Origin of the sequence: Okeania sp. SIO3B5 (genome assembly GCF_010692555.1) — a bacterium.
Classification (GTDB): Bacteria; Cyanobacteriota; Cyanobacteriia; order Cyanobacteriales; family Microcoleaceae; genus Okeania.
In genome coordinates this window covers 1-6,474 of record NZ_JAAHHG010000552.1, presented here as the reverse complement: position 1 = coordinate 6,474, position 6,474 = coordinate 1, and the positions used below count along the sequence as shown (strand labels likewise).

Genomic DNA, 6,474 nt, shown 5'->3' with positions numbered 1-6,474 from the left:
ATATAGTAGTCCTATTTGAGTTATGCAGAAAATATCTGGAAATTAGATAACAGGGGTCATTTCAGTTATCAGTTACCAGTTAGCCTCCGATCGGAGGAACTGCGTTAACAGTTATCAGTACCTCTGCAATAAGCAGGGTTGAAATATAGAATATGCTCTTTTTTTCTCACCTTAAAATGGGGAGACTTGAGACCATAATTTTTCGTTAATTAGTTCAGTTACTTTGCTAGAGTAGAAACATATTTAAGATATTAAATAGATCTCTATAGAAAAGAGGAAATAGGTAATAGGAATCAGGAAATAGGGGGAAATAAATGATAATTTATATACTATAATTTATTTTATTTTTTATTTTTGGGGATGTTTAATAGACATCTCCTCTTTCAAAAAAAATTTAATAAATAACTCGTTGGTGTTTGACTTATGCTGAAAATAAACCTTAAACAGGGAAATGTTTTTCCTACTGTTCCCTGTTCCCTGTTCCCTGTTCTTGGCGTTGCACAGTCACAAATGATTTGAGATTTTTGATGGACAGGATTTTGGATTTGAGAATTGCTAGAATGATTAACATTAGGTTTTTTTTAGTCAAAATCTAAACCAATTTTTTGCAGTATCATTCCATAATGTGTAACCCCAAGATACTTGATGAAAAATTTTGATGTAATTGTCATTGGTAGTGGCATTGGAGGATTAGTTGCAGGAGCAATGCTAGCCTACTATGGCAAAAAAGTATTAATTTGTGAAAGCCATACTATTCCTGGGGGTGCTGCTCACTCTTTCTCTCGTCAAGGTTTCCATTTTGACTCTGGCCCTTCATTTTATTGTGGACTAGCTGACCCCAATAGTCTCAATCCTTTACAAAAAGTCCTAGAAATTTTGGGAGAATCTATTGAGACAGTTGTCTATGATCCTCTAGGACATTATCATTTTCCTGAAGGTAGTTTGCCTATCTATTCCGATGCGTCGTCCTACATAGAAGCTGTTGCTAAATTCACAACTCAAGGTGCTCAAGAATTAGAACAATTTCAAGAGCATCTCTTGCAAATATATGACGGCCTCAAAGAAATTCCCACTACAATTTTAAGAGCTGATTTTTGGTTAATTCCTATTTTATTAGGAAAATATGGACTATCTTTGCTGAAGTTACTACCTTATCTAAGAGATATTGGAGGTTCTGTTGGACAAATAATGGACAGGTGGGTGCAAGACCCATGGGTACGTCGTTTAATTGACTTGGAATGTTTTCTCCTCTCTGGTTTAAAAGCTGATGGTACCGTTGCTCCAGAGGTGGCCTTTATGTTGGGAGAACGTTCTAATTCTGTTGTGGAATATCCTATAGGTGGTAGTGGTGCCATAGTTGATGCTTTGGTTAGAGGTTTAGAACGTTGGGGTGGTGAGTTACGTTTGAATGCTCATGTGGAACAAATATTAATAGAGTCTGGCAAGGTAATAGGGGTAAGGCTGCGTGGGGATGAAGTTGTTAAGGCGAATGTTGTAATTTCCAATGCTACGATTTGGGATACCTATACTAAGTTATTGCAATTAGAAGATTTACCGCCTTCTTACCGGGAAGCTGCTTTGGCGACTCCTGCTGTAGAAAGTTTTATGCACTTACATTTGGGTATTCGTGCTGATGGTTTGGAAGATTTGACAGGACATCATGTGGTTGTGCTGGATGGGGATGTTGATATTAGCACTCCTGGCAATACTTGTATGATTTCTATTCCTTCGGTTTGGGATGCTCATCTTGCTCCCCCAGGCCATCATGTGGTTCATGCTTATACTCTGGAATCTTTTTCTGGTTGGCAAAAAGATGATTCTTATCAGCAACGCAAACGTGAAAAAGCTGAGTCTTTATTTTTGGCTTTGGAAAGGGTTATTCCTGATGTCCGAGAACGTATAACTCTGGAGTTAATTGGTTCGCCTCTGACTCATGCTCGCTTTTTACGACGCGATCGCGGTTCTTATGGGCCTGCTATTGTTGCTGGTGATGGTAGTTTTCCTGGGCCTCATACTCCTATTTCTGGTTTGTATCGAGTGGGTGATAGTACGTTGCCTGGTATTGGTGTTCCGGCAGTAGCTGCTTCTGGGGTGATTTGTGCGAATACTTTGGTTTCTGTTGATCAGTCTTTGTCTTTAGTTTAGCTGTTTAGTTTTTCAGCTATGGAGATAGGGGCGATCGCTTACAAAATTGATTGAATAAAAAATCAAGAGTACGGGCGAGTTGCACCCAATAATACAATCTTACTAGAGAAAAAAATCCCTGTCAACTCCCTTTCCCATCCATGGCGCGGATTTTTTTTTGGGATTTGATTTGAATTGTTGGTTTGGGTTGGGCGAGCGATCGTGATGATGCCTGTTATTATTCTTCGTTTTGCTGTAGCTATTTAGTTTTTCAGCTATGGAGATAGGGGCAATCACTTACAAAATTGATTGAATAAAAAATCAAGAGTACGGGCGAGTTGCACCCAATAATACAATCCTACTTGGAAAAAAATCTGCTGTCAACTCCCTTTCCCATCCATGGCGCGGATTTTTTTTGGGATTTGATTTGAATTGTTGGTTTGGATTGAGGGAGCGATCGTGATGATGCCTGGTATTATTCTTCCTTTTGCTGTAGCTGTTTATTTTTTAAATTATGGGGAGAGGAGCGATCGCTTGGAAATTTAATTGAATAAAAAATCAATGGTACGGGCGAGTTGCACCCAATAATACAATCCTACTTGGAAAAAAATCTGCTGTCAACTCCCTTTCCCATCCATGGCGCGGATTTTTTTTGGGATTTGATTTGAATTGTTGGTTTGGATTGAGGGAGCGATCGTGATGATGCCTGGTATTATTCTTCCTTTTGCTGTAGCTGTTTATTTTTTAAATTATGGGGAGAGGAGCGATCACTAGTCATCTTTAGATGACTTCTGCTTTGAGCCAAGAAATTTATTTCTTGGCGGATGACATGGCTAGCCAAGTTCGCCAAGCCAAGTTCGTCAAGGATTGAAATCCTTGGCTAATAGTTTAAGTCATCTTAAAGATGACTCTTGAGGAGTATGCCTTATTTTTCATAGCAGTGGCGATCGCTTTTTTAGGGTAACAAAGCACGATAGGAGTTTGTACTCAGTTGCTTTTATTGCGGATGTCGCAATAGGAGTTTATACTCAGTTGCTTTTATTGCGGATGTCGCAATAGGAGTTTGTACTCAGTTGCTTTTATTGCGGATGTCGCAATAGGAGTTTATACTCAGTTGCTTTTATTGCGGATGTCGCAATAGGAGTTTGTACTCAGTTGCTTTTATTGCGGATGTCGCAATAGGAGTTTGTACTCAGTTGCTTTTATTGCGGATGTCGCAATAAGAGTTTGTACTCAGTTGCTTTTATTGCGGATGTCGCAATAGGAGTTTGTACTCAGTTGCTTTTATTATTGAAACGCTTGTTAAGTGTGTAATATCAAATCCGCTTAATTGGACATAAAAAAATTATCTAATTGTCATAACTACGCTCATCTTGTCTTATCTTTCTTCTCCTGAATTCTGAATTGCAGAATTGCTGAATTCTAAAGACTTAACCATTCTATGGCTGTTTAACCGGATTTGATATAATGGCTTATCTTAGTTTACTTCTAATTTAAGAAATGCGGTCGGCTCGGTCGTTGATGCCTGTGGACGGAGTGCTGCCGACAGTTCCGGTGGAAGCAGGAAGTAAACATTAAAATGTAACTAATTATGCGGTGCGACCCCGCGTCGGCGTCAGACGCAAGGGAACGCGCACCAAGAGAGACGTTTTATATCGGTTTTATGAAGCAGTTTGCTGATAGTCAAGGACGCGAATATGCGATGGCAACTTTAAAGGAAGATGAATTATTGCCATTACCTTATGAATTTAAGGTTGCTTAATTAGGGCTTGCTGAAAAAGTCTTTTAGTAGGGGTAGGAGACAGGAGACAGGAGTTAGGGGAATGAGCGAGGAGGTAGGAGTAACAATTGTAAGAATGATTTTTCTGCTCAACTATGCGCCTAAAAGACTAACTTTTTGATCATGAAGAGCTGAAAAGCAGGCACTTTTTAAAGGCCCCAAAAAGGTACTTGTCTTTATATGTCAATGCTTTTAGATTTAATCAGCAAGCCCTAATTATTAATTATTAATTATTAATTGTTGAATGTCCCTCCGTTCCGATATATTGAAATAGTTCTGCGACCAAAATAACAAAGGAGATTTAATGAGATTAATCATCGCATTCCTATTATCTTTTCTACTGTTGGGACAAAGTCCAGCTCTCGCCTTCTATCAAATTGATGGGAATTTCACAATGAATAATAGTTGTGAAGCCTACACAAGTTTCAGAAAGAAAACTGGACCTGTCGCTCTTGAAGTGGGAAAGGTTTACCCAGTCTTAGGGCGAAACAAAGAAACTGGAGACTACTTTAATATCAAAGTAGATGGACAAACTAAATGGGTCAACAAGAGCTGTGGTGAATTTGATCCTGACGGACAAATTATCAGTGAAACACAAGGAGACGACACAGAAACACTCACTGGTCAAAGCTGCCCTATAGGACGTTGTATAGATAAATATGTCCTTGCCATTAGCTGGCAACCAGCTTTCTGTCAAACAAAGCAAAGTAAACCAGAGTGTCGTTCCCAAACAGCAGACCGCTACGATGCCACTAATTTCACTTTACATGGCTTATGGCCTGATAGAGCATCCTATTGTGGTGTGTCTTATGAAGACAAAAGTAATGATAAGCAGGGAGACTGGGATGATTTACCTCCATTGGATCTGGATGAACAGACAACTTCTGATTTAGCAGTATTAATGCCTGGGGTACGGTCTTATCTACATCGTCACGAGTGGATCAAACATGGAACTTGCGATGGGCGAGATGAAGATACTTATTATGATATTTCCCTAGATTTACTTCGAGAAGTGAATGATTCTGAAGTACAGGAGTTGTTTGCGGAAAATATTGGTAAAACTATTACTCGTTCTCAGATAGATACAGCTTTTGAAAATTCTTTTGGAGAAGGAGCTGCTAAAAGTGTGAAAGTAAGATGTAGGGATGGCTTGTTTTCTGAGTTTCAAATTAAAATGCGTAGACCTCTAGTGGGAGATAAGTTAGCAGATATTTTACTGCCCACAAAGAGAGGTTTCTGCGATGATTTGCTTGTCGATCCTGCTGGGTTTTAGAAGTTGAGAGCTTTTGTCACTGGTAGCAGTGGTTTTATTGGGGCGAATTTGGTCAGGTTGTTATTGCAGCAGGGTTATGCTGTTCGATCGCTTGTTCGCCCCACAAGTTGTCTGGATAATCTCCATGGTTTGGATGTGGAGGTTGTGCTGGGTGACTTAAATGACTCCCAGTTATGGGAGTTGATGGTGGGGTGTGAGGTTTTGTTTCATGTTGCTGCTCATTATTCTTTGTGGCAAAAGGATAGAGAGTTGCTTTACAGAAATAATGTGTTTGGTACGCGGAATGTTTTGGAGGCGGCACGACGGGCAAAAGTTGAGCGGACTGTTTATACGAGTTCTGTTGCTGCTATTGGGGTGGGGGTTTCTGGTGCGGTTGTTGATGAGGGTTATCAGTCTCCACTGGAGAAGTTGATTGGTGATTATAAAAAGTCTAAGTTTTTGGCAGAGCAGGAGGCGGTGAAGGCGGTTAATATGGGGCAAGATGTAGTGATTGTTAATCCTACTACTCCTGTTGGTGCTTGGGATATTAAACCTACTCCTACTGGTGATATTATTGTCAGATTTTTGCGTAGGCAAATGCCTGCCTATGTAGATACTGGTTTGAATATTATTGATGTTCGGGATGTAGCTTGGGGGCATTTGTTGGCTTTGGAAAGGGGGAAATGTGGCGATCGCTATATTTTGGGAAATGAAAATCTGACACTTAAGGGGTTACTAGATTTATTGGAGGAGATTACGGGTTTAGCTGCTCCTAGACAAACTGTTCCTGTTTGGTTGCCTTTGACTGTGGCATGGGTTGATGAAATAATTCTGGGAAGTTTGGGGAAACAACCTTCTATTCCTATGGATGGTGTACGAATGTCTCAACAACGAATGTATTATGATGCTTCTAAGGCGGTGAATGAGTTGGGTTTACCTCAGTCTTCCATTAGAGTTGCCCTTCAGGATGCTGTTGATTGGTTTCGGGTTTATGGTTTGAAGGAGTAGGGGAGTGGCTCACACGGATTATGGCACGGATATACGGATACGGAAGGGAGTAGGTAGGGTTGCTGAAAAAGTCTTTTTTAAGCAGTAGGGGAGTAGGGGAGAATTTTTTTGCCCAACTATGCGCTCAAAGTGCTAACTTTTTGAGCATGAAGAGCTAAAAACCATGTACTTTTTCAATACCTAATATCAAATCCGGTAGCATCGGTGTAATTAGATAGTTAATCTAGGAGTCAGGAGTCAGAACTCAGGAGTCAGGAGAAAAGAGAATTTAGAAAGATTTGCTCTTTAGGTGAAGATGAAATTTTTTTTA

At 39.9% G+C, this 6,474-nt stretch carries 3 protein-coding genes; all 3 read left to right on the top strand.

The features are described 5' to 3' along the window. The first annotated feature begins 645 nt into the window (after window positions 1-645). The 3 genes from F6K54_RS37985 (at window position 646) to hpnA (ending at window position 6,164) form a co-directional block, all read left to right on the top strand. The gene (locus F6K54_RS37985; protein ID WP_293089231.1) at window positions 646-2,145 is read left to right on the top strand and encodes an NAD(P)/FAD-dependent oxidoreductase; all 1,500 of its coding nucleotides are present in this window, start codon (window positions 646-648) and stop codon (window positions 2,143-2,145) included. 2,063 nt (window positions 2,146-4,208) lie between these two features. Next, complete coding sequence (locus tag F6K54_RS37980) at window positions 4,209-5,177, top strand: ribonuclease T2 (RefSeq protein WP_293089229.1); 969 nt, start codon at window positions 4,209-4,211, stop codon at window positions 5,175-5,177. A gap of 3 nt (window positions 5,178-5,180) precedes the next feature. Next, window positions 5,181-6,164: a hopanoid-associated sugar epimerase gene (gene hpnA / locus F6K54_RS37975; protein ID WP_293089227.1), complete on the top strand. Its 984-nt coding sequence runs from the start codon at window positions 5,181-5,183 to the stop codon at window positions 6,162-6,164. Window positions 6,165-6,474 lie beyond the last annotated feature (310 nt).

Excerpts from the sequence above, each read along its gene's own strand:
- F6K54_RS37985 (WP_293089231.1), top strand. The coding sequence starts at position 646 with ATGAAAAATTTTGATGTAATTGTCATTGGTAGTGGCATTGGAGGATTA.
- F6K54_RS37980 (WP_293089229.1), top strand. The coding sequence starts at position 4,209 with ATGAGATTAATCATCGCATTCCTATTATCTTTTCTACTGTTGGGACAA.